The 25461-nt window shown below is 36.9% G+C and carries 23 protein-coding genes; 15 read left to right on the forward strand and 8 right to left on the reverse strand.

Annotation, left to right across the window (positions count from 1 at the left end; genetic code table 11):
• Positions 1–16: 16 nt before the first annotated feature.
• From LB076_RS05100 to obgE, 3 genes are all read left to right on the forward strand, one after another.
• Positions 17–589, forward strand: coding sequence for an adenylate kinase (locus LB076_RS05100; protein ID WP_066334153.1), 573 nt, complete (start codon positions 17–19; stop codon positions 587–589).
• A 154-nt stretch (positions 590–743) separates the two neighbouring features.
• On the forward strand, positions 744–2018 hold the full coding sequence (locus tag LB076_RS05105; RefSeq protein ID WP_078055271.1) for a hemolysin family protein: 1275 nt from the start codon (positions 744–746) through the stop codon (positions 2016–2018).
• Positions 2019–2158: 140 nt separating this feature from the next.
• Complete coding sequence (obgE, locus tag LB076_RS05110; protein WP_066334149.1) at positions 2159–3160, forward strand: GTPase ObgE; 1002 nt, start codon at positions 2159–2161, stop codon at positions 3158–3160.
• 238 nt (positions 3161–3398) lie between these two features.
• Here obgE and LB076_RS05115 read toward each other — a convergent pair whose 3' ends face one another.
• The 3 genes from LB076_RS05115 to LB076_RS05125 form a co-directional block, all read right to left on the reverse strand.
• Positions 3399–4832 carry a leucine-rich repeat domain-containing protein gene (locus LB076_RS05115; protein ID WP_157776667.1) on the reverse strand — a complete coding sequence of 478 codons (1434 nt, stop codon included), beginning with the start codon at positions 4830–4832 and terminating at the stop codon, positions 3399–3401.
• Positions 4833–5032: 200 nt separating this feature from the next.
• Positions 5033–5491: a peptidoglycan-binding protein LysM gene (lysM, locus tag LB076_RS05120; RefSeq protein WP_066334145.1), complete on the reverse strand. Its 459-nt coding sequence runs from the start codon at positions 5489–5491 to the stop codon at positions 5033–5035.
• Between the two features lie 207 nt (positions 5492–5698).
• A complete protein-coding gene (locus LB076_RS05125; protein ID WP_066334138.1) occupies positions 5699–6694 on the reverse strand; it encodes a glycosyltransferase family protein in 996 nt (331 codons plus the stop codon).
• A gap of 216 nt (positions 6695–6910) precedes the next feature.
• Between LB076_RS05125 and LB076_RS05130 the strand changes: the two genes are divergently transcribed.
• The 4 genes from LB076_RS05130 (at position 6911) to LB076_RS05145 (ending at position 10538) form a co-directional block, all read left to right on the forward strand.
• Positions 6911–7600 carry a tetratricopeptide repeat protein gene (locus tag LB076_RS05130; protein ID WP_066334135.1) on the forward strand — a complete coding sequence of 230 codons (690 nt, stop codon included), beginning with the start codon at positions 6911–6913 and terminating at the stop codon, positions 7598–7600.
• Positions 7601–7608: 8 nt separating this feature from the next.
• Positions 7609–8979, forward strand: a complete 1371-nt coding sequence (locus LB076_RS05135) for a UDP-N-acetylmuramate--L-alanine ligase (protein ID WP_066334132.1) — start codon at positions 7609–7611, stop codon at positions 8977–8979.
• 167 nt (positions 8980–9146) lie between these two features.
• Positions 9147–9839, forward strand: a complete 693-nt coding sequence (gene radC / locus LB076_RS05140; protein ID WP_066334130.1) for a RadC family protein — start codon at positions 9147–9149, stop codon at positions 9837–9839.
• Between the two features lie 9 nt (positions 9840–9848).
• Positions 9849–10538, forward strand: a complete 690-nt coding sequence (locus LB076_RS05145) for a YjjG family noncanonical pyrimidine nucleotidase (protein WP_066334128.1) — start codon at positions 9849–9851, stop codon at positions 10536–10538.
• A gap of 24 nt (positions 10539–10562) precedes the next feature.
• On the opposite strand, the gene LB076_RS05150 is transcribed toward LB076_RS05145, so the two are convergent.
• Positions 10563–11840 carry a replication-associated recombination protein A gene (locus LB076_RS05150; protein ID WP_066334125.1) on the reverse strand — a complete coding sequence of 426 codons (1278 nt, stop codon included), beginning with the start codon at positions 11838–11840 and terminating at the stop codon, positions 10563–10565.
• A gap of 228 nt (positions 11841–12068) precedes the next feature.
• Here LB076_RS05150 and LB076_RS05155 point away from each other — a divergent pair, with 228 nt between their 5' ends.
• Positions 12069–12836, forward strand: a complete 768-nt coding sequence (locus LB076_RS05155; RefSeq protein ID WP_066334122.1) for a rhomboid family intramembrane serine protease — start codon at positions 12069–12071, stop codon at positions 12834–12836.
• 36 nt (positions 12837–12872) lie between these two features.
• On the opposite strand, the gene rlmB is transcribed toward LB076_RS05155, so the two are convergent.
• The 4 genes from rlmB to LB076_RS05175 all read right to left on the reverse strand — a co-directional run bounded on the left by rlmB (position 12873) and on the right by LB076_RS05175 (position 20084).
• Positions 12873–13607 (reverse strand): 23S rRNA (guanosine(2251)-2'-O)-methyltransferase RlmB, encoded by a 735-nt coding sequence (gene rlmB, locus LB076_RS05160; RefSeq protein ID WP_066334119.1) that lies wholly within the window; start codon positions 13605–13607, stop codon positions 12873–12875.
• Between the two features lie 67 nt (positions 13608–13674).
• A complete protein-coding gene (locus tag LB076_RS05165; RefSeq protein WP_066334117.1) occupies positions 13675–15132 on the reverse strand; it encodes a SusD/RagB family nutrient-binding outer membrane lipoprotein in 1458 nt (485 codons plus the stop codon).
• Between the two features lie 3 nt (positions 15133–15135).
• Positions 15136–18384, reverse strand: a complete 3249-nt coding sequence (locus tag LB076_RS05170; RefSeq protein WP_066334114.1) for a SusC/RagA family TonB-linked outer membrane protein — start codon at positions 18382–18384, stop codon at positions 15136–15138.
• An 83-nt stretch (positions 18385–18467) separates the two neighbouring features.
• Complete coding sequence (locus tag LB076_RS05175; protein WP_141672824.1) at positions 18468–20084, reverse strand: BamA/TamA family outer membrane protein; 1617 nt, start codon at positions 20082–20084, stop codon at positions 18468–18470.
• Positions 20085–20339: 255 nt separating this feature from the next.
• On the opposite strand from LB076_RS05175, the gene rpsL reads away from it, so the two are divergent.
• From rpsL to rplW, 7 genes are all read left to right on the forward strand, one after another.
• Positions 20340–20723, forward strand: a complete 384-nt coding sequence (gene rpsL, locus LB076_RS05180; RefSeq protein WP_007136570.1) for a 30S ribosomal protein S12 — start codon at positions 20340–20342, stop codon at positions 20721–20723.
• Between the two features lie 72 nt (positions 20724–20795).
• On the forward strand, positions 20796–21272 hold the full coding sequence (rpsG, locus tag LB076_RS05185; protein WP_035668130.1) for a 30S ribosomal protein S7: 477 nt from the start codon (positions 20796–20798) through the stop codon (positions 21270–21272).
• 10 nt (positions 21273–21282) lie between these two features.
• Positions 21283–23439, forward strand: a complete 2157-nt coding sequence (gene fusA, locus LB076_RS05190) for an elongation factor G (protein ID WP_066334103.1) — start codon at positions 21283–21285, stop codon at positions 23437–23439.
• Between the two features lie 11 nt (positions 23440–23450).
• Positions 23451–23756: a 30S ribosomal protein S10 gene (gene rpsJ / locus LB076_RS05195; RefSeq protein ID WP_007803605.1), complete on the forward strand. Its 306-nt coding sequence runs from the start codon at positions 23451–23453 to the stop codon at positions 23754–23756.
• A gap of 152 nt (positions 23757–23908) precedes the next feature.
• A complete protein-coding gene (gene rplC, locus LB076_RS05200) occupies positions 23909–24526 on the forward strand; it encodes a 50S ribosomal protein L3 (protein WP_066334100.1) in 618 nt (205 codons plus the stop codon).
• Positions 24526–25155, forward strand: coding sequence for a 50S ribosomal protein L4 (rplD, locus tag LB076_RS05205; RefSeq protein ID WP_066334098.1), 630 nt, complete (start codon positions 24526–24528; stop codon positions 25153–25155). The genes rplC and rplD overlap by 1 nt, the downstream gene beginning before the upstream one ends.
• A 6-nt stretch (positions 25156–25161) precedes the next feature.
• Entirely contained in the window at positions 25162–25452 is a 291-nt protein-coding gene (rplW, locus tag LB076_RS05210) for a 50S ribosomal protein L23 (protein WP_066334096.1), read from the forward strand.
• Positions 25453–25461 lie beyond the last annotated feature (9 nt).

Genomic DNA, 25461 nt, shown 5'->3' on the forward strand with positions numbered 1-25461 from the left:
ATATACACTAAAAATTATGACGAATATTGTTTTATTTGGGAAACCAGGAGCCGGAAAAGGAACACAAGCAGAATTTTTAAAAGAAAAATACCATCTAACCCATATTTCCACAGGAGATGTGTTTCGTTACAACCTAAAAAACGATACCGAACTAGGCAAACAATGTAAAGTTTTTATGGACGCAGGAGATCTAGTTCCAGACGAACTAACCACCAAAATGCTTCTAGAGGAGATAAACAAGCATCCAGATACCAACGGGATTTTATTTGACGGATACCCAAGAACCATCTCCCAAGCCCAAGCCCTAGACACCTTTTTGGCATCTATAGGCTCCCAAGTAGCGGCAACGGTTGCTCTAGAGGCCGATGACGAAATTCTGGTAGCACGCTTACTAGAGAGAGGAAAAACAAGCGGTAGAATAGACGACCAAGACGAAGAAAAAATCCGGAATCGCTACCAAGAGTACAACGAAAAAACAGCCCCATTAATAGGATACTACCAAGCGCAAAATAAATTTCATGCCGTAAACGGGATCGGAACCATCCAAGAAATTACCGTAAGACTAAGTGCAGTTATAGATAATTTATAAGAAGCAATTCCAGCTGTACGCTACAAGTTCTTGCTTATAAACCAATTTTTCTAGGCCAAAAAAGGAGCTTCCTTACGGTCGCTCTTTTTTGACCAGAAAAATAAAGATTTACAAGCGGCGCCCTTGTCTGCTGCCATCTGGGCTAAAAAAAACCATGGAAATACTCATCATATTTTTTCTGATTTTACTCAATGGACTTTTTTCTATGTCCGAAATTGCACTAATTTCGGCCCGAAAAAACAGGCTAGAATCGGCTGCCAAAAAAGGAAACAAAAGCGCCCAAGTAGCCCTAGAGCTAGCCAATGCGCCCAATAAATTTTTGTCAGCAGTACAAATAGGCATCACCCTAATTGGTATCCTGACCGGTATTTACAGTGGAGACAAAATCACCACAGACGTACAGTCTTTTGTTGGCTCCATTGCGGTATTAAAACCCTATGCACCAACAATAGCAGTGGGAGTAGTAGTAGTGGTTTTAACCTTTTTTTCGTTGGTATTAGGGGAGTTACTTCCTAAAAGGATCGGTTTAAACCATCCCGAAGCCATAGCCAAAAAAGTAGCCATGCCCATGAAAATAGTGTCCATCATTACGGCACCTTTCATTTGGTTGCTCACCCATTCTACCGAGTTTTTATTAAACGTGTTGCAAATACGGCCTACCGCAGACGGAAAAGTAACCGAAGAAGAAATCAAAGCCATTATTAAAGAAGGCACCGAAGGCGGCGAAGTGCAAGAGATAGAACAAGATATTGTGGAGCGGGTTTTTCATATTGGAGACCGAAAAATCAACTCCTTAATGACCCATCGCAAATCCGTAATATTTTTGCCCTTAGCCTCAAGTAAAAGCCAAATCAAAGCATATATGCTAGAAGAATTGCACTCCATATATCCGGTTTATAATCAGAATTATGACGATATAGTAGGAGTTGCTAATTTGAAAAGTATCTTTGCCAATATAGATCACGAAGATTTTGATCTCTCCTCCATACTAACCGATGCGCCATACATGATCGAACACACCACTGCATACAAAGCATTGGAGCAGTTTAAAAAAAGTGGCATTCACTATGCATTTGTTTCGGATGAGTATGGTGTTTTTCAGGGAATTATAACCTTAAATGACATTTTAGAAGCCCTTGTGGGGGATGCCTCAGAGTTTTATAGAGATGATTTTCAGTTAGTCGAACGAGAAGATGGATCTTGGTTAGTAGATGGACATTATTCGCTGCATGATTTTCTGACCTATTTTGAGTTAGATGACTTAATACAAGATTATGACGTAACCACTGTTAGTGGTTTGATAATGACCGAATTGTCTCATATTCCAAAACAAGGAGAGCAGCTAATTTGGAATAAATTTAAGTTAGAAGTGATCGACATGGATGGAATTAAAATTGATAAAGTAATGGTAAAAGCATTACAAGAATAAAAAAGAAGAAGCGTTTGGAGTTCCTGGTTTACGGATCTTTGCTACGCACTTTATACTATTAAATTGTGGTTTGTTTTAGGAACGTTTTGCCACCACAGAACCAATACAACCTATAAACGGCACACAGAATACTTAAAACAATGACTGAGGGAAATTTTGTAGATTACGTAAAAATATTTGTTTCTTCCGGTAAGGGAGGAAAAGGATCTACGCACTTGCACAGAGAAAAATTTATTGAAAAAGGCGGGCCAGATGGAGGAGATGGAGGTCGAGGCGGGCACGTATATTTAGTTGGTAACAAAGGACTCTGGACTTTGTTTCATCTTAAATTTGCCAGACACGTCAAGGCAGGAAACGGAGGCGATGGTAGTGGCGACCGAAGCACTGGTGCCGATGGCGAAGATAAGTTTATTGAAGTGCCTTTAGGAACAGTTGTAAAAGACAAAGAAACCGGAGAAATCTTGTTCGAAATTACCGAAGATGGAGAACGTCAAGTACTCTCAAGAGGAGGTAAGGGAGGTTTAGGAAACTGGCACTTTAGGAGTTCTACCAACCAAACCCCACGATATTCTCAGCCAGGATTGCCAGGTACGGAGAGCGATGTAATACTAGAACTTAAGGTATTGGCAGATGTTGGATTGGTAGGGTTTCCAAATGCAGGAAAATCTACCTTATTGTCTGTATTGACTTCGGCTAAACCTAAAATTGCAGATTATCCCTTTACTACCCTAAAGCCCAACTTAGGGATTGTGTCTTACAGAGATTTTCAATCGTTTGTAATTGCGGATATTCCGGGAATTATAGAAGGTGCTGCCGAGGGTAAAGGTTTGGGACATTATTTTTTACGCCATATTGAGCGCAACTCTACCTTGTTGTTTTTAGTGCCTGTGGATACTCCAGATATTAAAGCAGAATACGAGATTCTGGTAAACGAGTTAACTAAATACAACCCGGAGATGTTGGATAAAGAACGTTTGTTAGTTATCTCAAAATGCGATATGCTTGATGATGAATTGCGTGCAGAATTAAAAACGGAACTCGATGTTGCTTTTAAAGACGTGCCGTATATGTTTATTTCTTCGGTGGCGCAGCAAGGTTTAACGGAGTTAAAAGACAAACTTTGGAAAATGCTGAATGATTAACTGCTTTGGCATATTGAGATACTAAAAAATCCGCTTCAAATTACTTGAAGCGGATTTTTTGGTATTTGGAGGTTTGTTTTTACAAATTTGGAATTCTTAAAACTTGTCCTGGATAGATTTTATCTGGATCTGTAAGCTAATGCTAAGGTACGATGACTTAATGCGTCAGAATATCTAACATAGTTTGTGTAAAAACATCCCAAATAGTGTTGTGTTTTTGTAGGGAGTCTACAGGTATTTAATGCTTAATTATTTTACTGGTTAAGACGCCAACTTTAGTTGTTATTTTAACAATATAATTTCCTGAAATTAAGGAAGATAAATCTATTTTTTTGAAATTAGATTGGGTGTAAAGCACCTCTTGTCCAAGAGTATTAAAAACGCTAATGGAAATAATGTTTTCCGTATTGTCAGAATACGCTAGGTTTAAAATTCCATCAGTTGGATTTGGACTTAAGGTATAATTAGCTGGTTTGGTAGTTACAGCAGTTGTGCCTAAGGTACAATTGGATGTTACTGTAACGCCGGTATAACCATATTGTATTAGAAAATCATTGATAAAATTAATTTCTGAAGCATCTTCGCAGATGTAATTTATATTGGGATTATTATTAAAAGAAAAACCTTCCCCATTTAAAGAAGGCCCATTATTTTTTAAATACAAAGAACTTAAGTTATTGTTGTTGCAAGCTAAAGAACTAAGTAAACTTGCGTTGGATAGATCCAAAGTTGTTAATGAGTTATAGCTACAAATCAAAGTGTTTAAAAGGGGAGATTCTAAAACATCTAATGTAGTTAATAGGTTGTTGCTACATCTTAAGTCTTCTAGTGTTACTAAATTAGTAAGCGATAAATTGGTTAATTGATTATTAGCACAACTCAGGTTTGTAATTTGATTTAATGCACCTAAGTTTAAACTTGTGATTTGATTATAGTCACAAGTTAGTTTTTTTAAATTATTTAAAGAGGTTACATCAAGAGTGGAATATTGGTTTTCAGACAGGACTAAATCTTCTAAGTTTGTCATGTTAACAAAAAAAGAAGTAGATAGGTTGTTTTTTTCTGCGTGAAGTATTTTTAAAGAATTAGGACTATTGTAACTAATTGCGTTAACGGTGTTGTAGTTTAAAAACAATTGTTCTAAGTTAGGGTTGGAGGTTATATCAATATTAGTAATGAAATTGTAACTTACATCAATAAACGTTAAGTTAGTCAAATTGTTTACTGTGATGCCATTTAGTCCAATAGCAACAGCTGAAATTTTTTGTAAATTAGTTAATGCAGTTAAGTCTAAAACCTGTAATTCTAAAGCTCTATTGAAGCCGAGGTCTAATTCTTTGATAGGTAATTGATGAATTGGTGCAATGCTTGAAATATTATTATCATAGAGGTCAAGCACATTTAGGTTAGTAAATATCTGCAAATCATCAAGCCTTACAATACGATTTCCGTAGGTATGTTTTAGGTTTAAGGCATAAACCTGTTGTGCTTCTGCGGCGGTGATTATTCCGTCACCATTATCAATGGTTATTGCGTTACCAGTATTATCTAAGGCAATAGTATTTGTGTTGTTTGCATTTAATAATAGTTGGTACAATACTGCATCAGCGGGTTGTGCATAGCTATAAAGGGTAGTTCCCAGCAATAAAAAAAGTAATTTTCTAAATTTCATAATATGTTTTTTAAAATTTTGCAACAAATATAGTTTTTTACAAAAGAAAACAAACATTTCTGAAGATCCTTGATGTTGGTTTGTAAAGGATGATGCGACTAAGTTTTTTAAAAAAAAATACCCCAAATGGTTTGTAAACCTTTGGGGTATTTTAATTCAAATTACTTGAAGTGGATTTTTTGGTATTTTGAGGTTTGTTTTTACAAATTTGGAATTCTTAAAACTTGTCCTGGATAGATTTTATCTGGATCTGTAAGCATGGGTTTGTTGGCCTCAAAAATTACATCAAATTTATTGGCGTCTCCGTAGTAGGTTTTGGCAATTTTAGATAACCAATCGCCGCTAACTACGGTGTGGTATCTGGCTTCTGGTTCTTGGATGGCTACATTCATTTGGTTGTCTACCTCAGATACGCCGTCAATGTTTCCTACGGCTAGTGCAATTTTTTCGGCGTCTACTTGGTTTTCTACTTCGCCTTGTAGAATTACTTTTTCGCCTTGTAGGAGTACTTTTATACTCTTAAAGGGTAGCTTTAGTGCTTGTACGTGTGCCAAGAGTGCGCTTGCTTTTAAGGTTTCTTTTTCGGCTACTGGAGCTTCTTCTTCCTTTTTGCCAAATAGTTTGGTTCCTGCTCCTTTGATAAATGATAATAAACCCATTTTTTGTTTTTTTAGAATTAATAAGTACTAATTTAACTAAAATAATGCTTTTGGAGGGTTTTTTAGTTTAATTTTTTATTAATTTTTGTTTTTGTGTATGGTTTTGGCTTTGAATGAGGGATAGTAGCAGAAATCCTTTTTGGAGTTTTTTTACTCCAAAAAGATTGGAGCGTATAGCCCGACCCGCTTTTTTTAGCGGGGCATTCCCTAGATGGGGTTGTTGTAGGTGTCAAATAAATACTCTAGGGTTTCGGGAATGTTGTTGGCTTCTATTTTTGGATATAGTAGGGTTGCGTTGAGCCAATCGGCAATGGTGTCGCTAAAGTTTTTGTCTACGTCGTAGACTACCGGAACGCCCATTTTTTGGAGTGCTGCTGCGTTGCACTCTTGTTCGTAATGGTTGCGGATAGGGATGGAAAGGACTTTTTTGCCTAAATATAATGCTTCGGCGGGGGTTTCAAAGCCGCCTCCGGTGATGATGCCTTCGCAATTAATGAGGCTTTGGTTAAAGTCTTTTTGGTTTACGGGATAGTAGGTGATATTGCCGATGCGGTGTTGGTGGGTTACGCCAGACAGAAACCAATCAAAGTGCACTTCATGTAGGGTATGGAAGGCTTTTTGGAGGCAGTCTTTATCAAAGGATGGAAGGTATACGGTGATGTGTTTTAGGTTTTTGGGGTTGGCCTCTAGTATTTGGTCTTTGATGATTGGTGGACGGATGAAGTCGGCATATTTTTCAAAGTGTAGGCCGATGTTTTTTGGGGCGTTGGCATAGTGTTTTAAAATCATTTCGCCCATAAAACTTTTGTTTTCGGGCCTAGGGGTGTTTGGAGAGATAAAACTGGCTTGATGTCCAAATTGTACCGATGGGATTTTTTGCATTTTGCAGGCTAAGGAGGTTATGGCGTCAAAATCGTTAATGATTACGTCATAGTCTTTGAGTGGTAGGCTGTCTGCGTCTTTGTAAACTTGTCTGGGTTGGATGTTTTTTAGAATGTTCCAATAGTCTAATCCGCCGCATTTGCTGTAATGCAAACTGCAACCGTTACTTTTAAATTTAATGGGTATGCCGGGGCTTAGACTGGCGTTGTTGCCGCTCAAAAAAAAATCGACGCTACCGTGTTTTAATAAATAGGGATAGAGTTGGGTTGCTCTGCTGATGTGTCCGTTTCCTGTGGCTTGAATGGCATAAAATATTTTCATATAACGTGGTGGTACTTTAAGCAACGCGTGTTTGATTTTAAAAACAGTTGTTTTTGGGTGGTTGCTTGGGTAATTTGGGTTTAAATTTAGATTGCTAATTTACTGGGTAGGTGTTATTATAAGGTGTTTTTAAGTTTTCTATTGTATTATGCTTTGGGATTTTAATGTTAATTAATAATCTTTTTTAGACTTGTATAAAATGCTTATTTTTGAAAAATGAAACAGCTGTTACTTTTATTATTTCCTTGGATTCTTTTTGCACAAGTTGGTCTGGATCGTGCCCAAAAAATGTTGGATAACAAACAATATGCTCAAGCCAAACCAGTGCTTCAAACACTCTTGAAATCGGATCCTTATAATGTGGTGGTTATTGCCGCCTTGGGGGATGTGGCGGGCTATTACAAGGCATGGCCTGAAGCAATAGACTATTATAAAAGAGCAAAAAATCTTAGGCCTAATGTAGCAGACTATCACTATAAATACGGTGGCGCTACCGGAATGCATGCTCTGGAGGTAAATAAATTTAAGGCTTTAGGCATGATTGAGGAAATTAAAACCTCTTTTGAAAAGGCTATTGCGCTTAATCCCAAACATATTGATGCCCGCTGGGCCTTAATAGAATTGTATCTTAAATTGCCTAGAATTGTAGGTGGGAGTGAGGTTAAGGCCATTCAATATTCTAAAGAATTGGCTGCCATAACTGCCGTAGATGGCTATATGTCTCGAGGCCGTATTGAGGAGTATTACCAACGATATAAAACGGCAGAGATTGCGTACAAAAATGCAGTTGTAGCTAGTAATAACTCTGTTAAGAGTTGCCAAATGCTTGCAAGTTTATATAAAAATAAAATGAATGAACCTGCTAAGGCAGCTAGTATACTAGAACAAATTAAAACAAACAACTAACATACCATATGAGAACTCACTTTATAGCTATTGGAGGTAGCGCAATGCATAATTTGGCTTTGGCATTAAAAAACAAAGGCTATCAAGTAACCGGAAGTGATGATGCTATTTTTGAGCCCTCAAAATCCCGATTAGAAAAAAAAGGAATACTGCCAGAAGCGTTGGGTTGGTTTCCTGAAAAAATCACACCCAATATTGAGGCAGTGATTTTGGGCATGCATGCAAAGGCAGACAACCCAGAATTGCTGCAAGCACAGCAGTTAGGGCTAAAGATCTACTCGTATCCAGAATTTTTGTATGAGCAATCCAAAAATAAAACCCGAGTAGTAATTGGAGGTTCTCACGGAAAAACTACCATTACTTCTATGATTTTGCACGTAATGCATTATCATGATATTGCGGTAGATTATATGGTGGGAGCCCAATTAGAAGGCTTTGACACTATGGTGCATCTTACCGATGAAAATGATTTTATAGTTCTAGAAGGAGATGAGTATTTATCGTCGCCTATAGATAGAAGACCCAAGTTTCATTTATACCAACCCAATATTGCCTTGTTGTCTGGGATTGCTTGGGATCATATTAATGTATTTCCTACGTATGAAAATTATGTAGAACAATTTGAACTATTTATAGGCAAAATTACCAATGGAGGTATTTTGGTTTACAATCAAGAAGACAGTGCCGTTGCAACTATAGCCGAAGCAGCCACTAATCCAATCCGAAAATTAGCCTATACGACACCAGAGTACAAAGTAGAAAACGGAGTTACCCTATTGGAAACACCAGAAGGTGCTATGCCTATTGCCGTTTTTGGGGCGCATAACTTAAACAATTTGGCAGGAGCCAAGTGGATTTGTCAAAACATGGGGGTTGATGAGGCCGAATTTTATGAGGCCATTGCTAGCTTTAAAGGAGCCTCCAAAAGACTAGAGAAAATTGCAGAGAGCAAAACCAGTGTGGCTTATAAAGATTTTGCCCATTCGCCAAGCAAAGTGGCAGCAACCACCAAGGCAGTGAAGGAGCAATATCCAAATCATAAATTACTAGCCTGTTTGGAGCTGCATACCTACAGTAGTCTGAATGCAACATTCTTGAAAGAGTACGAAGGAGCCTTGGCGTATGCAGACCAAGCCGTGGTGTTTTACTCTCCAGATGCCGTAAAAATTAAGCAACTAGAAGAGGTAACCTACCAGCAAATAGCAACGGCTTTTAACCGAAAAGACCTCGTTATTTATACCAATCCTAAGGAGTTTGAAGCGTATCTTTTGGAGCAAGATTTTACCAATACAGCTTTGTTATTGATGAGTTCTGGTAATTATGGCGGTCTAGACCTAGAGCAGCTAAAAGCGCGGATGGAATACCCCTGTATTTTTTAGGCATCTACAGGTTTTTTTATCAAAGTATAAAATTAAATCATCTCGAGTATTCGGGATGATTTAACCTAAAATTAAGGATAGGATAAAGCTCCAAAGTTATTTTATTTTTAGTTTGGAAGAAATTTGAAGCCCACGTAGTGCTATCAGAATAATCTAAATCCGATACGATGTTGCCAAACCATTTTTCTATAAAAGATTGGTCTCAAGAAGACAAACCTAGAGAAAAGCTTATCTACAAAGGCAAAGGTGCTTTGAGCGATGCAGAACTCATTGCTATACTGATCGGTTCGGGCAGCCGTAACGAATCTGCTGTGGCATTAAGCAAAAGAATTTTGGCAGGAGTGACCAACAACCTAAGTGCCTTAGGGAAACTCTCCATGGAACAATTAATGGCGCATAAAGGAATAGGAGAGGCAAAGGCAATAGCCATTATTGCCGCCTTAGAGTTGGGACGCCGTCGCAGAGCCGAAGCAGCCTTGGATCTGGTAAAAATAACCTCAAGTAAAGCTATTTTTGAACTAATGCAACCCGTAATAGGAGAACTCTCGCACGAAGAGTTTTGGATTATTTATCTCAATAATTCTAACAAGGTAGTGTCCAAGTTGCAATTAAGCAAAGGCGGTATTACTGGCACACTAGTAGATGTGCGTATTGTTTTTAAATGCGCTTTGGAGCGTGGCGCCACGGCTTTAATTCTGTGCCATAACCATCCCTCAGGCTCATTGATACCTAGTGATGCAGACAAACGCATTACCCAAAAACTAGTGCTTGCAGGCCAGAGCTTAGATATTAAAGTTTTGGACCATGTTATTGTTACCGAGACCCATTACTTTAGTTTCACAGATGCAGAAATGCTTTAAATAAAACCAATGAAAATAACCAACATTCGGGACGTGTTTTTTGACTTAGACCACACCCTTTGGGATTTTGATAAAAATTCAGAAATTACCTTCACCAAAATATTTGCCAACAGCCATCCTTCTATAGCAATAGAACCCTTTATTGCAAAATACATCCCAATCAATCAAGCCTGCTGGCAACAATACCAATTGGACCAAATTGGTTTTGAAGAGTTACGTTACAACAGACTCAAACAGTCCTTCGATGCTATAAATTATATAATTTCGGATGCGCAAATTGCCCAAGTGGCACAGCAATATTTGATTGGTTTGCCCCAAAACAAGTTGTTGTTTGAAGGCGCTTTAGAAATCTTAGACTACCTAAAACCAAAATACAACCTGCATATCATTACCAATGGATTTGCCCAAGTTCAAGACCAAAAAATACATAACGCAAACCTAAAAGACTATTTTGCAACCATCACAAATTCCGATCAAGTAGGAGCCAAAAAACCAAACCCCATTATTTTTGAGTACGCCTTAGATCAAGCCAAAGCACAAAAAACAACCAGCATTATGATTGGAGACTCCTTTCATGCCGATATAAAAGGCGCTTTGGATATAGGTTTGGATGCTATTTTTTTTAATGAAAGCCAAACTCCAGTTACCGCTACTATTAAGCAAATACAGCACTTATTGGAGCTCAAAAAATTTCTTTAAAAGCCCTAACCTTTCCAAACAGATTCAATAACCGTATTTGTCTTTCCAACGGTTTTTTAAAAAATCTCTAGTAGTGTTTTCTCTAGCATTGGTTCCAGGAGAATATAGCGGCGTGTTTTTTACCTCTTCGGGTAGGTACTCTTGGGCCGCAAAATTATTTTGATAATCATGCGAATAGTGGTACTCCTGGCCATAACCCAATTCTTGCATTAATTTAGTGGGCGCATTACGCAAATGAATTGGAACCGATAAATCTCCAGTTTGCTTCACCAACTGTTGCGCCGCACCAATGGCCAAATACGAAGCATTGCTTTTAGGCGAAGTTGCCAAATAAATAGCACACTGACTCAAGATAATTCTACTCTCAGGATACCCAATCGTGCTTACCGCCTGAAACGTATTATTTGCCATTATAAAAGCAGTAGGGTTTGCCAAACCAATATCTTCACTAGACAAAATAAGCAAGCGTCTGGCAATAAACTTGACATCCTCGCCACCTTCAATCATTCTAGCCAGCCAATATACCGCCGCATTGGGATCGCTACCCCGAATGGATTTTATAAAAGCCGATACAATATCATAATGCTGTTCTCCGCTTTTGTCATACAATACCGTGTTTTGTTGCACCAACTCCAAAACCCGCTCGTTGGTAATAACAATGGGATCCGTAGTGGCAGCATGTATAACCAGTTCAAATATATTTAGCAACTTACGGCCATCACCGCCAGACAACCGAAGAAGCGCCTCAGTTTCCTCTAGCAAAATATTCTTGGATTTTAAATAAACATCTCTACGTAACGCTTGCCGCAACAGTGCCTCCAAATCCTCTTTACTAAAAGCATTCAAAATATATACCTGACAACGAGACAAAAGAGCAGGGATGACCTCAAAACTAGGATTTTCAGTGGTAGCACCAATCAGCGTAATCCAACCTTTTTCGACAGCCGCCAAAAGCGAGTCTTGTTGGGATTTGCTAAACCGATGGATCTCATCAATAAACAAGATAGGATTCTTGGTCGTAAACAACCCCCCACTTTGTTTTGCTTTTTCAATAACCTCTCGAATATCTTTAACCCCCGAATTGATAGCACTCAAAATATAAAAAGGCCGCTTAGACTCCTGTGCAATTATTTGCGCCAGAGTAGTTTTTCCGGTACCAGGCGGCCCCCACAAAATCAACGAAGGAATAATTCCTTTAGAAATTTGATGCGTCAAAGAGCCGTTAGGCCCTACTAAATGAGACTGACTAATATAATCGTTTAAATTCTGAGGTCGTATGCGTTCTGCTAATGGTGCTTCCATGTTGCAAAATTAGGCATTTTATTCGAAGCTATTCCAGCTCTCCACTATATCTTTTTAGTTGCAAGTTCGTTCCTCACTAGCAACTAAAAAGGATGCCGTTTCGATCTGGGCTAAAAAAAAGATAGATCCCGTTTCCAAACCAAACCCTGTTTGCAAAGTGACACAATAGCATACTTTTTATTTGGTTTCATTTTTGCATACCCTTTACAAAACAAGAGCACACCACCCATGGAAAAAGATTTTAAATATACCAACGCCGTAATGGCATTCCCGCTTTTTTTTGTTCTAAGCCTCTGGTTGGTTTATTGGATTGAGATCCGATTTCATTACAACTTTACCACCAACGGTATTTTGCCCCGAACATTTTCCGGATTACAAGGCATCGTGTGGAGCCCTTTTATACATGCCAATTTAAGTCATTTGTACCACAACTCAGTGCCATTGCTAGTTTTGTTGGCAGCACTCCAATATTTTTATCCACAACATTCCCTAGTGGTAGTGGTAGCCGGAATTTTAGTAAGCGGTAGCCTGACTTGGCTAATCGGCAGATCCAGTTACCATATTGGAGCCAGTGGATTGGTATATGTTTTGGTAGGCTTTGTATTTCTAAAAGGAATACTCACAAAATACTTTAGACTCGTAGCCTTATCCCTAACCGTAGTATTGGTATATGGAGGCATGATTTGGTATGTTTTGCCCAAGGTAGATGATGCCATTTCCTGGGAAGGGCACCTGGCAGGATTGCTAACTGGCTTTGTTTTTGCCATCTTGTTTAAAACCCCCGAGTACCGCACCAAGGCAAAATACGATTGGGAAAAAACAGATTTTGATCCCTCAGAAGACAAATTTATGCAACGATTTGATGCCAATGGCAATTTTGTAAACCTACCCGAGCCACCCATAGAAGAAATCCCGGTTGCATATTTTAGCTCCGATAGAGTAGTAAATTATGAACTAGTTGTAACAAAAGAAAACGAACCAAAACCAGAGTCTTAATTCGTTTAATGCTAATTTATATGCGGTTAGAAGTGTTTAGCTTCTTTGTCTAACGGCCTCGTACAAAAATGCCCCACAAGCCACCGAAACGTTCAAAGAACCAATGGTTCCAAACATGGGCAACTTGGCTTTTTCATCGACTATTTTTAATACCGAAGGGTTTACACCACGATCCTCAGATCCCATAATGATAGCTACAGCTTCCTTTAAATCTATTTCGTATAGGCTACTATCTGTTTTTTCAGTGGCTGCAACCGTTTTTATACCACTAGCTTGCAAAAGAAAGATAGCGTCTTTGATGTGCTCAACTTTACAAATAGGAATATTAAAAACCGCTCCTGCCGAAGTTTTTACGGTATCTCCATTCACTGGTGCTGCACCAGATTTTTGAATAATAATTCCATTTACACCCGTACATTCTGCAGTTCTAATAATAGCACCAAAATTCCGAGCATCGGATATTTGATCTAAAACCAAAAACAACGGTTTTTTGCCATTTTCAACCACGGTGTTAATTAAAGTCTCTAAATCAAAAAAAGAAATAGGCGATATAGTAGCAACAGCTCCTTGGTGGTTATTAGGCGTTAATTTGTTTAGTTTTTCAACGGGCACATAGGAAAAGTTTATGTTAGCGCGCTTCATAACCTTCATTAAATCTTTCATTAATTCGCCGGAGGCTTCTTTTTGAATGTACACTTTGTCTATAGTTGTTCCCGCCTGTACGGCCTCAATGATAGCTCTAATTCCAAAAATTTGATGTTCTTTTTCCATGCTACAAAGATATAAAAAAAAACCACCAGCGGAAACTGGTGGTTTAAAATAATAGGGTGTATAAGGATTAGTTTTTATCCCAAAATATACGATTTTTTAACTTGTCTCCGCCAATGGCAAGAACGGCATCTTTGTAGTTTTTGCCATTAACTGTTTGCTCATTTATAGGATAGGTTAATCTTTTTGGTACTTCTCCTTCTGCTTCAGAGTAGGCTTTTGCTGGTGCAACTAATACCGGCGAATTTAATCTTCGGTACATTGTCCATGCTTCAAAACCTCTATTGTAAAAAGCAATCCACTCTTGTGTTGCTATTTTTTCTTCTGCAGTAGCGCCAGCAGCGGTAGCAAAACTAACATCTGGATTGGCTAAATAGCCTGCAGCTTGATTGGCAATCCCCCAGCTTTCAAAAGAGGCTGTAATTGCTTTATTGTAATAGTATTCTGTATTGTTTCCTACAGAAATGCCTTTGGCAGCAGCTTCGGCTAAGTAAAAGTTTACCTCCGTAGCTTCTAGCAATTGGGAAGGAAATTCAGGAACCGTCAAAATTGGATTAACATGCGAAAAGTTGTTGTAATTATTGGTAGTACCATATACGCCTCCTAAATAACTAGTGTCTTCTAGAGCCGTAAAGTAACGGGTTCTTCTTGGGTCTTTTAGAAAATTCATTTTGTCTACAATGGTTGCTGCTATTACAAAATCATTTCTGTTAGAGGCTACTAGGTTTTCGTAGATAGGGTTGTAATTTGGTGCAGATACAGCATATTCAAAGGTTGCATTATTTGCATTGGTCAATATTACACCACTATTGTAAGCGCTTTCTATTGTAGATTTAGCCAAAGTAGGGTTAGATTCTATAAGGTTTACACCGATTTTTACTTTTAAAGAATTTGCAAATAATTTCCATTTTGCAACGTCACCATTATAAATGATGTCTCCTGATGGGAACGATTTATTTGCAGTATCAAAATTAGCAATTGCAGCATCAAGACGTACAATTAACTTAGAGTAAATAGTTGCAGCATCGTCATATTTTGGCAAAACATTTGTTTTTGGATCCAAAGATTCAGTATACGGAACATCACCAAAAGAGTCTACCAATACTTGGTAGGTATAGACTTGTAATACATCTATGATGGCTAGTTTGTTTCTTTGTTCTACAGAAGCTTTGGTATCTGCAGCTGTAGTTTCTTGGATAATGTTTTTGGCAGACTCCAGACCACCCAATACGGTGGCGTACATAATTCTCCAATGACGATCTGCAATAGATCGGGAGCTAATTCTATATCTAGACTCAGTTGTGTATTGAGTTGCTGCTAGATATTGTGGAAAATATCTAAAAATGGCACCCTCATTTACGTTTGGACTTGATAATTGTTTGGTTAGCTCTTTTTGAGAATTTGCTAATAATGTTTCTGCTGGTACGTTGTATGCGGCGTCTTTGTTCTCGTTGAAATCAACGCTATCATTTACGCAACTTGTCATAAATAACGACAATATTGCTATTGAAAATATACTTTTTTTCATTGTTTAGAATTTTACTTTTACGTTAAATGAATATACTTTAACCGAAGGCATAACTCCAGACTGGAAGCCTTGTATGTTACCTGAAGAGGTTCCTGCTTCAGGATCTGCGTCTGGTAAATTTTTGTGTATAATCCAAACATTATTACCTATCACGCTAAAGGACATGTCTTTAATGAAAGCGTCTTTAAGGTATTTTGTTGGCATAGAATAGGTAAACCCAATCTCTCTTAATTTAACATACGACGCATCGTATACATAGTTGCTGTTTGGGTTTGCAGATACTCCAAATCCTTCCCCAAATGCCTCACTTGAATCCGAAGCATTTACACGTGTTGTGTTTGGTACATAATTGTTGTCTTTGTCCAACATTACTCCTGGATTGATGTATCCACCACCATTACTTAAGCTGTTTCTTACTGGGTTACCCAAATCATTTATGTAAGCAGTTTGGGTGCTAATTCCGGTGTCTTGTCCGTAAGCTTGGTCAAGTGAAAATACACTTCCTCCTTTTTTAACATCTACAAGAAAGTTGAAAGAAAGATTTTTGTAGGTAAGTCTGTTGGATACACCACCAATCCAATCTGCTTGGATATTTCCAATTATTTGGTCTTCTTCGGTAATGTATGTACCATCTTTGTCTACAATTTTGTTTCCGTTTGGATCGCGCAATATTCCTTGTCCTCTAATGGCGCCATATTGTTCTCCAACAGTAGCGTTAAGAGATACATTTTGGTTCCAACCAGCTAATTTTAAATTGGTTCTACCTTGGTTTAAAGAAAGAACTTTGTTTTTATTTTTAGACCAGTTTACACCAACTTGCCATTGAAAATCTTTGGTTTTAATTGGAGATCCAGATAAAGCGATTTCAATTCCCTTGTTTTCAAGTTCACCAGCATTAACTTGTGAAAAGCTGTAACCTGTAGCAGGAGATTGTGGTACATTAAATATTTGATCTTCTGTATTGGTTTTATAAACAGATAAATCAAGTGTTATTCTATTTTTTAAGATAGATGCTTCTAGACCAGCTTCCCAACTTTTTTGAGTTTCAGGTTTTAAGTTTTTAAAATCTACAAAAGTGCTGCTGTTTTCAAATAATGGATTACCATTCAATAAAGCATTGTTTATTCTGGCACCCAATATACCCGCTTCAGGATCATTTCCTACTTGTGCATAGTTAAGTCTTAATTTTCCTAAGGACAACCAATCTGTTTTTAAAACTTCAGAGAATACAAAACTAGATCCTATGGAGAAATAATCATAGGTGTTGTTGTCTACATATAGGCTTGTTGATTGGTCTCGACGATAAGATCCTTCTAAATATAAGGTTCTGTTGTAGTCCAAAGAAACTTGAGTGTATAATCCAGATTTTTCGGAATTGATTTCGCGTTCCACTGGCGCTACAAAAGTATTTGAGTTCGCTAGAGTATATAAACCAGGTTTCACTAGTCCACCAGTAGTAGATCCGTTGAAAGAGTCCATTGTAGATTTTACGAATGTACCTCCTCCTAATATTTTGGCTCCTACTTTGTCGGCTAATTTAAAATCGTAGGTTGCAATGAAATCATAAGTTTGTTGCATGAATGCTCTGGTGTATAAAGCATAACCCGAAGATTCGTTAATTTGACTTACTCCAAATTCTTCTGCATGACTTCCTTTTGCTTTTCGGAGTTCTTGTCTGTCGTTTGAATTGTCAATAGTAACCCTTGCCAATAAATTAAATTTGTCGGTAACATCATAGCTTAGATTAGCACCAGTCAAAAATCGGCGTCTAACATCACTTTGGTAGTTTTCGTATCTATCCCAATATGGGTTATTCCAGTATTGGGGGCTTAAATTTCCGGATGTTGGGTCTGTCATATTCCAAGTGATATTTTCATGGTTTCTAAAATACTCTTGTTTCTGTTCTTTGATGTCCACGTTGGTTTGCCACCATTGTCTGAAACTCGTTAGTAAATTATCTCCATAACCAATGCTATTTCTACCAATTGTGTTTTGATCCGTAAGGGTAAAGAAAGCCGTTGCGGTCAATTTAGTGCTTAAATCTTTAGAAAAACTACCGTTAATGATATTTCTTTTAAGGCTACTATTAGGCATAACCCCTTTGTCAGAATTATTGGTTATACTTAAATTGAATGAACTTGTGGCGTCTCCACCATTTAAGTTTAAACTATTAACAGTACTGAATGCTTTTTCAAAAAAAGTAGTTGGGTCATTTTTGGCAGCAACCCAAGGAGTTGTTTTTCCAAAATTTGCATTACCAGGAGCAAAAGCATTCCAATTATAAACTTGCAAATTTGGATCAAAAGCATTACCATAAGACATGTCATGCCCCGTTGGTACTAATAGATCGTCTATACCGTCGCCATTAACATCTTGAACAAGTAAGTTGTCGTTCCCGTCATAACCACCACCACCGTATTGTTTTTGGTATTCCACAAAGGTGGATTTGTCAATGGTTCCTACAGAAGCTGTAGAGCTAAACGAAACTCCAAGTCCGGTGTTTTTCTTTCCTTTTTTGGTAGTAATCATGATGGCTCCATTTGCAGCAGAACTTCCGTATAAAGCCGTAGCTGCGGCTCCTTTTAATACGTTTACAGACTCCACATTATTTGGGTCTATATCTGAGGCAGAGTTACCAAAGTCAAAACCACCTCTACCATTTTTAGTGTCTGTAGTATTTAAATTAGAATTGTTTAAAGGTACTCCATCTACAACAATTAAGGCTTGGTTGTTACCGGTGATACTTTTAATCCCTCTCAATACAATATTAGTAGATCCTCCAAAGTTAGAATTGCTTCGTACCTCAAGACCAGCTACTTTACCGGTTAAATTATTTAAAAAATTTGTGGTAGGTGTGGTGCTGATAGCTTCTGCTTCAAGCTTTTGAGAGGAGTATCCTAAGGATTTTTTGTCTCTACTGACACCTAGTGCCGTAACCACTACGCCATCTAACTCTTGAGCGGTACTTTCTAGTTTTACTTTTAAGTTAACAGAAGTTGCTTTGATTTCTTTAGTTTGCATCCCTATGTAACTAAAGATAATTGTTTGACTGGCACTTGCTTTCAAAACAAATTTTCCGTCAAAATCAGTTTGTGTTCCGTTTTTGGTGCCTTTAACCAGCACACTTACACCAGGCAATGGCATTCCGGTATCATCCGAAACGGTACCCGTTACTGGTCTTTCTTGCGCAAAAGTGAGTTGCGCCATTAGTACTAATAATAGTACTAAGATTCCATTGAACTTTAGTTTCATATTAATTAATTTTTGAATTAGTACTGCTAATCTCTTAATATTTTGTTAACATTCCTAATTAAATGATGTTTATTTTTAACATTCTAAAATTTAACTAAATAGCTAAAATGAAGTAAGCTATTTTTGAACCTAACGGATTGGATCTTTTCACTTCCATTTGCCAGAGATATTTTTAAAAAACTATCCTTGTTTTTGATTGTTATACCTGCTCCCAATGCCAAAAGTGTAGTTTGTTTTTTAGGTAGGTGGTTGTTTTTTAACAAGCTGTAATCCAGTATGGTATGTAGTTTTAGCTTGTTATTGGCGATGTAGTTGTATTCGGTCAAAAACAAAAAATATTGGTTTGCTTGCAGTATACCTTCTTCAAACCCTCGGATAGAATTAATACCGCCAAAGCGGTATAGTTCAGCATCTAGGTAGTGTTTGCTATGCAAAATGTAACTCTTGTTTCGTAGATTAAAATAGGTATTGCTAGATAGGTGTAGATTGTAAGAACTTTCGGATTCAATAAAATATTGCTTGCTTTGGTTTAAGGTGTTGTTTTCTAAAGGGTTGTTTCTTTGGCCAATTCCGCACCGAACCAAAAAGCTTGTTTCTGTTTCAAATAGGGCGTTATTGGAGTCTTTTTTGGTGTATTCAAAATTTAATTTGTAAAAAATGTTTTTGTAATCTGTAATCGTAGCGCTATTTTGATTTTGGATGTCGCTAGAGGTTGTGGTTGCGTAGCCAAGATATAGTTTAGTGTTGTAATTTAATAGGTATCCTAAGTTGAGTTCTATTTTGGTGTTTTGAAAAATACTATCTTGTTTAAAGATTCCTAATTCAGAACGTATAGCAAATCTAGATTTGAATATATAAGGGATCTCTAAGCTTGTTTTGAATGCGGTTTGTTTGTTTCCATCATTTTTCCATAACAGCATAAAAGATTCTCCAGAATGTATGGTGTTCTCTAAATTTAAATTTAAGTAACCATTTATTTTTAATTTATTGTCTGCATTGTTGTTAAATCCAATAAAACCGTCAAACCTATTGGCGTTATTTTTTTCTATATAAACATATAGTTTGGTGGTGTCTTTAAGGAATAAAATTTCGGGATACTTCAGGGTGTTGATAAAGCGGAGTTCTTTAAATTCATTATGAATCTTACGGATGCGTTTTTTAGTGATTTTTTTGTGGAGATATTTTTTTTTGATTTGAAACAAATGACTTGACGGAAATTTGTTGTGCGAACCATCCAGACTTGTTAGCAATAAGTCGTCCACGTTTTTTTGGACATTGGTGTTTATTTTAAGTTGCGTGTGCAAGGTCTTGCCTTTGATGTGAGTAGGAACAAAATGAATTTTACTCAACGGGTATCCCTCGTCTTCTAATTGGTGTAGTGTATTTTGTACAAAAACATCTAAATCAGTAATTGGTAAGATAATACTGTCCTTTCTTTTATTTAAAAATAAATTATCAGTCAGTATATCCTTTTCCACAAAAATCTGTAGTTGCTTTATTTTTCTTCCAAGTTTCAGATGGACTTGGTAGCTGCTATCGTTAATTTTTTGGGATTTCAGAACTTGGTTCTCTATATAGCCACTTTTTTGCAGTTCTTGCGTGATCTTATGGATAGAATTAGTTGCAGAGCTCAGGTTTTGATGCAATTTGAGGTAGCCTAAAGAGTCTATAGTTTTGGTTTCTAATGGACTGGAGCCCATTATCTTTAGCTCAAAATTTTGCGAATAGCAGTTCCCATAAAAAAAATAAAGCAAAATAAATGGAAGCAGTTTTTTCAAGTTTCTTTTTTTATAAAAGTACTATAAATTTCTAATTTGGGCCATTAAAAACAAAATCATAAATAATGTTGTTGAAAATTAATGGATTAACGTTTGTTCTGTAAAAAATATTTTATACATTTGCAACCCCGTAAAAAGCGGGAATTAAATATACATAATAAATTTTTAGTATTAATTATGCCAACAATTCAACAATTAGTAAGAACAGGAAGAACTCAGATAACTAAGAAGAGTAAATCGGTTGCTTTAGATTCTTGTCCTCAAAGAAGAGGGGTTTGTACGCGTGTTTACACTACAACACCAAAAAAACCAAACTCTGCAATGCGTAAAGTAGCGCGTGTACGTTTGACAAATGGTAATGAAGTAAATGCTTACATCCCAGGTGAAGGACACAATTTACAAGAGCACTCGATAGTATTAGTTAGGGGTGGAAGGGTAAAAGATTTACCAGGAGTTAGATATCACATCGTTCGTGGAGCACTAGATACGTCAGGTGTTGCTGGAAGAACGCAAAGAAGATCTAAGTATGGTGCTAAACGCCCAAAAGAAGCAAAAAAGTAATTTAAAAGTTGTTTTTAAAATGAAATAAATTGCTATTTTGTTTTAGAGATAAAATTTTATTAAAAAAAAGACATGAGAAAAAGAGCGGCAAAGAAAAGACCACTTTTACCAGATCCAAGGTTTAATGACCAATTGGTAACCCGTTTTGTGAATAACTTAATGTGGGATGGTAAAAAATCAACAGCTTTTAAAGTTTTTTATGATGCAATTGACATTATAGAATCTAAAAAGCAAGATGCAGAAAAACCATCATTAGAAATTTGGAAAGATGCTTTAACAAACGTTATGCCTCACGTAGAAGTACGTAGTCGTAGAGTAGGTGGAGCTACCTTTCAAATTCCGATGCAAATCCGTCCAGACAGAAAAATTTCGATGGCTATGAAATGGTTGATTCTTTATTCAAGAAGAAGAAACGAAAAATCCATGGCGCAAAGATTGGCTTCTGAATGTTTAGCTGCGGCTAAAGAAGAAGGTGCTGCGGTTAAGAAAAGAATGGATACTCACAAAATGGCAGAAGCAAACAAAGCTTTCTCTCACTTTAGATTTTAATTCTTAAGAAATGGCTAGAGAACTTAAATATACAAGAAATATAGGAATTGCTGCTCATATTGATGCTGGTAAAACAACAACAACAGAGCGTATATTATTCTACACAGGAAAATCACACAAAATTGGTGAAGTGCACGATGGTGCTGCAACAATGGACTGGATGGCACAAGAGCAAGAAAGAGGTATTACAATTACTTCTGCAGCAACAACTTGTGAATGGAATTTTCCAACTACTCAAGGTAAAGTTTTACCTGAGACGTTACCGTATCACTTTAATATTATTGATACTCCTGGACACGTTGACTTTACAGTTGAAGTAAACCGTTCTTTACGTGTATTGGATGGTTTGGTTTTCTTGTTTAGTGCTGTTGATGGTGTAGAGCCACAATCAGAAACTAACTGGAGACTTGCGGATCAATATAGAGTGCCTCGTATTGGTTTTGTTAACAAAATGGATAGACAAGGTTCTAACTTTTTGATGGTTTGTCAACAAGTAAGAGATATGTTAAAATCAAACGCAGTTGCAATCACTTTGCCAATTGGTGAAGAGAATGATTTCAGAGGTGTTGTGGATTTAGTAAGAAACCAAGCTATTGTTTGGGATGATGCAGGGATGGGAGCGACTTATGAAGTTGTAGATATACCTGCGGATATGGTGGATGAAGTTAAAGAGTATAGAGACATTCTTATTGAGGCAGTTGCTGATTATGATGAAAACTTACTCGATAAGTACATGGAAGATCCGGAGTCTATTACAGAAGAGGAGATTAACATTGCTTTACGTGCTGCAGTAATGGATATGGCAATCATTCCAATGATTGCGGGTTCTTCTTTCAAAAACAAAGGAGTTCAATTCATGCTTGATGCTGTATGTAAGTACTTGCCATCGCCAATGGACAAAGACGGTATTGAAGGAATTCATCCTGATGATGCTGAATTATTAGAAGAAGATCAAACTAAAATTTTGCGTAAGCCAGATGTTAAAGAGCCATTTGCTGCTTTAGCTTTTAAGATTGCTACAGATCCTTTCGTGGGTCGTTTGGCTTTCTTCCGTGCTTATTCAGGACGTTTAGATGCAGGTTCTTATGTTTTGAACACACGTTCCGGAAACAAAGAAAGAATTTCACGTATTTACCAAATGCATGCTAATAAACAAAATCCAATCGAGTACATCGAAGCTGGAGATATTGGAGCAGCAGTTGGATTTAAAGATATTAAAACTGGAGATACTTTGTGTGACGAAAAGCACCCAATTATACTTGAGTCAATGAAATTCCCTGCGCCAGTAATTGGTATTGCTATTGAGCCTAAAACTAAGGCTGACGTAGATAAAATGGGTATGGCTTTAGCTAAATTAGCAGAAGAAGATCCAACATTTACTGTTAGAACAGATGAGGCTTCAGGACAAACTATTATCTCTGGAATGGGTGAGCTTCACCTAGATATCTTGGTAGATAGAATGCGTCGCGAATTTAAAGTTGAAGTAAATCAAGGAGAGCCTCAAGTGGAATACAAAGAAGCTTTTACAAAATCTGCTCAACACCGAGAAACATACAAGAAACAATCTGGAGGTCGTGGTAAATTCGGGGATATCGTGTTTAAGTTAGAGCCTGCTGATGAAGTTGATGGTAAAGCTGCTGTAGGTTTACAATTTATTAATGCTGTAAAAGGAGGTAACGTTCCTAAGGAGTATATTCCTTCTGTTGAAAAAGGTTTCAGAGAAGCTATGAAAACAGGTCCTTTAGCAGGATATCAAGTAGATAGTTTGAAAGTAACTTTATTGGATGGATCTTTTCACCCAGTGGATTCGGATGCACTTTCGTTTGAATTGGCAGCAAGAATGGGTTATAGAGAAGTAGCAAAAGCTGCTGGTGCTGTAATTCTAGAGCCAATCATGAAAATGGAAGTAATTACACCAGAAGAAAACATGGGGGATATTGTAGGAGATATTAACCGTCGTAGAGGTCAGGTTAATGACATGGGAGACAGAAATGGAGCTAAAACTATTAAAGCAGATGTGCCATTATCAGAAATGTTCGGATATGTTACTACATTAAGAACGTTGTCTTCAGGTCGTGCAACTTCAACAATGGAATTTTCACACTACGCAGAAACGCCTTCAAACATATCTGAAGCGGTTATTAAAAAAGCAAAAGGAAACGCTTAATCTTTAAGAAAATGAGTCAAAAAATCAGAATAAAATTAAAATCTTACGATCACATGTTGGTAGACAAGTCTGCTGAAAAGATTGTAAAAACGGTAAAAACTACCGGTGCAGTGGTTACAGGTCCAATACCATTGCCAACTCACAAAAAACTTTTTACAGTATTGCGTTCTCCACACGTTAACAAAAAAGCGAGAGAACAATTTGAAGTAATGTCATACAAGAGATTAATTGATATTTATTCATCTTCATCTAAAACAATTGATGCTTTAATGAAATTAGAATTGCCTAGTGGAGTTGAAGTAGAGATTAAAGTTTAAGTAACTACAAAAGAGAAAAGGGCACTTTGTTTAAATGAAAACTTTTTTTGGATTGTGTGTAAATAAGTTATACTTTTGCACCTCTTTAAAATTAGGCTTTCATTTAAATGATGTGTTCTATTTTTATATTTAATAATTAATAATTAATATTTATGTCTGGGTTAATTGGTAGAAAAATCGGCATGACAAGTATTTTCGATGAAAACGGGAAAAACATTCCTTGTACAGTAATCGAAGCTGGTCCATGTGTTGTTACCCAAGTCAGAACCAAAGGTGTTGACGGGTACGAAGCGTTGCAACTTGGTTTCGATGACAAAAACGAGAAACATTCCTCAAAAGCGGCATTAGGTCACTTTGCTAAAGCAGGAACTGTTGCTAAGAAAAAAGTCGTTGAATTCCAAAATTTTGCAACTGAACAAAAATTAGGAGATCTTTTAGATGTTTCTATGTTTGTAGAAGGAGAATTTGTAGATGTACAAGGTGTTTCTAAAGGTAAAGGTTTTCAAGGGGTTGTAAAACGTCACGGTTTTGGTGGTGTTGGTCAAGCAACTCATGGTCAACATAACCGTTTGAGAGCACCAGGTTCTGTAGGGGCTTCATCTTATCCGTCAAGAGTATTCAAAGGAATGCGTATGGCTGGAAGAATGGGAGGAGAAAATGTAAACGTTCAAAACCTTAGAGTTTTAAAAGTAGTTACTGAAAAGAATCTACTTGTTATTAAAGGATGTGTTCCTGGACATAACAACTCTTATGTAATCATTCACAAGTAATGGAAGTAAAAGTATTAGATTTCAACGGAAAAGATACTGGAAGAAAAGTACAACTTTCGGATTCAGTATTCGCAATTGAACCAAATAATCACGCTGTATACCTTGATGTTAAGCAATATTTAGCTAATCAAAGACAAGGAACGCACAAGGCTAAAGAAAGAGCTGAAGTTGCGGGAAGTACACGTAAGATTAAAAAACAAAAAGGAACAGGTACTGCTCGTGCGGGTAGTGCAAAAAACCCTTTGTTTAAAGGAGGAGGAACTGTTTTTGGACCAAGACCAAGAAGTTATTCATTTAAATTGAATAAAGGCTTGAAGCGTTTGGCAAGAAAATCAGCTTTCTCAATGAAGGCAAAAGACGCAAGTATTATTGTACTTGAAGATTTTAATTTTGAAGCTCCAAACACTAAAAATTTCATTAATGTTTTGAAAGCTTTAGAGTTAGAGAATAAAAAGTCTTTATTTGTGTTGGGTGATGCAAATAAAAACGTATATTTGTCCTCACGAAATTTAAAAACGTCAAAAGTGGTAAGTAGTTTAGAATTAAGTACTTATGCTATATTGAACGCTACTAATTTAGTGCTTTTGGAGAGTTCTTTGGAAGTAATTGAAGAAAATTTAAGTAAATAATAGGATATGAGTATCATAATTAAACCTATAGTAACGGAAAAAGTAACCAAAGAAAGTGAAGTTTTAAACCGTTTTGGGTTCGTTGTTAATAAAAATGCAAACAAAATTGAGATCAAGAAAGCTGTTGAGGCTGCCTATGGTGTAACTGTTTTGAGTGTTAATACAATGAATGTAAGACCAGATAGAACTACAAAATACACTAAAAGTGGTTTAATCAGTGGAAAGACAAATGCGATCAAAAAAGCAATTGTTCAAGTACAAGAAGGAGAAACAATTGATTTTTACAACAATATCTAAGATAGAAAA

The sequence above is a fragment of the Flavobacterium crassostreae genome (genome assembly GCF_001831475.1).
Classification (GTDB): domain Bacteria; phylum Bacteroidota; class Bacteroidia; order Flavobacteriales; family Flavobacteriaceae; genus Flavobacterium; species Flavobacterium crassostreae.

What these genes read in the sequence shown, in the direction of transcription:
- LB076_RS05105 (WP_078055271.1), top strand. Translation starts at nt 744, where the DNA reads ATGGAAATACTCATCATATTTTTTCTGATTTTACTCAATGGACTTTTT.
- LB076_RS05150 (WP_066334125.1), bottom strand. Translation starts at nt 11,840, where the DNA reads ATGGAAGCACCATTAGCAGAACGCATACGACCTCAGAATTTAAACGAT.
- LB076_RS05135 (WP_066334132.1), top strand. Translation starts at nt 7,609, where the DNA reads ATGAGAACTCACTTTATAGCTATTGGAGGTAGCGCAATGCATAATTTG.
- rlmB (WP_066334119.1), bottom strand. Translation starts at nt 13,607, where the DNA reads ATGGAAAAAGAACATCAAATTTTTGGAATTAGAGCTATCATTGAGGCC.
- LB076_RS05155 (WP_066334122.1), top strand. Translation starts at nt 12,069, where the DNA reads ATGGAAAAAGATTTTAAATATACCAACGCCGTAATGGCATTCCCGCTT.
- rpsJ (WP_007803605.1), top strand. Translation starts at nt 23,451, where the DNA reads ATGAGTCAAAAAATCAGAATAAAATTAAAATCTTACGATCACATGTTG.
- radC (WP_066334130.1), top strand. Translation starts at nt 9,147, where the DNA reads ATGTTGCCAAACCATTTTTCTATAAAAGATTGGTCTCAAGAAGACAAA.
- lysM (WP_066334145.1), bottom strand. Translation starts at nt 5,491, where the DNA reads ATGGGTTTATTATCATTTATCAAAGGAGCAGGAACCAAACTATTTGGC.
- LB076_RS05170 (WP_066334114.1), bottom strand. Translation starts at nt 18,384, where the DNA reads ATGAAACTAAAGTTCAATGGAATCTTAGTACTATTATTAGTACTAATG.
- rplC (WP_066334100.1), top strand. Translation starts at nt 23,909, where the DNA reads ATGTCTGGGTTAATTGGTAGAAAAATCGGCATGACAAGTATTTTCGAT.
- LB076_RS05175 (WP_141672824.1), bottom strand. Translation starts at nt 20,084, where the DNA reads ATGGGCTCCAGTCCATTAGAAACCAAAACTATAGACTCTTTAGGCTAC.
- rpsL (WP_007136570.1), top strand. Translation starts at nt 20,340, where the DNA reads ATGCCAACAATTCAACAATTAGTAAGAACAGGAAGAACTCAGATAACT.
- LB076_RS05165 (WP_066334117.1), bottom strand. Translation starts at nt 15,132, where the DNA reads ATGAAAAAAAGTATATTTTCAATAGCAATATTGTCGTTATTTATGACA.
- LB076_RS05115 (WP_157776667.1), bottom strand. Translation starts at nt 4,832, where the DNA reads ATGAAATTTAGAAAATTACTTTTTTTATTGCTGGGAACTACCCTTTAT.
- LB076_RS05100 (WP_066334153.1), top strand. Translation starts at nt 17, where the DNA reads ATGACGAATATTGTTTTATTTGGGAAACCAGGAGCCGGAAAAGGAACA.
- fusA (WP_066334103.1), top strand. Translation starts at nt 21,283, where the DNA reads ATGGCTAGAGAACTTAAATATACAAGAAATATAGGAATTGCTGCTCAT.
- obgE (WP_066334149.1), top strand. Translation starts at nt 2,159, where the DNA reads ATGACTGAGGGAAATTTTGTAGATTACGTAAAAATATTTGTTTCTTCC.
- rpsG (WP_035668130.1), top strand. Translation starts at nt 20,796, where the DNA reads ATGAGAAAAAGAGCGGCAAAGAAAAGACCACTTTTACCAGATCCAAGG.
- rplD (WP_066334098.1), top strand. Translation starts at nt 24,526, where the DNA reads ATGGAAGTAAAAGTATTAGATTTCAACGGAAAAGATACTGGAAGAAAA.
- LB076_RS05130 (WP_066334135.1), top strand. Translation starts at nt 6,911, where the DNA reads ATGAAACAGCTGTTACTTTTATTATTTCCTTGGATTCTTTTTGCACAA.
- LB076_RS05125 (WP_066334138.1), bottom strand. Translation starts at nt 6,694, where the DNA reads ATGAAAATATTTTATGCCATTCAAGCCACAGGAAACGGACACATCAGC.
- LB076_RS05145 (WP_066334128.1), top strand. Translation starts at nt 9,849, where the DNA reads ATGAAAATAACCAACATTCGGGACGTGTTTTTTGACTTAGACCACACC.
- rplW (WP_066334096.1), top strand. Translation starts at nt 25,162, where the DNA reads ATGAGTATCATAATTAAACCTATAGTAACGGAAAAAGTAACCAAAGAA.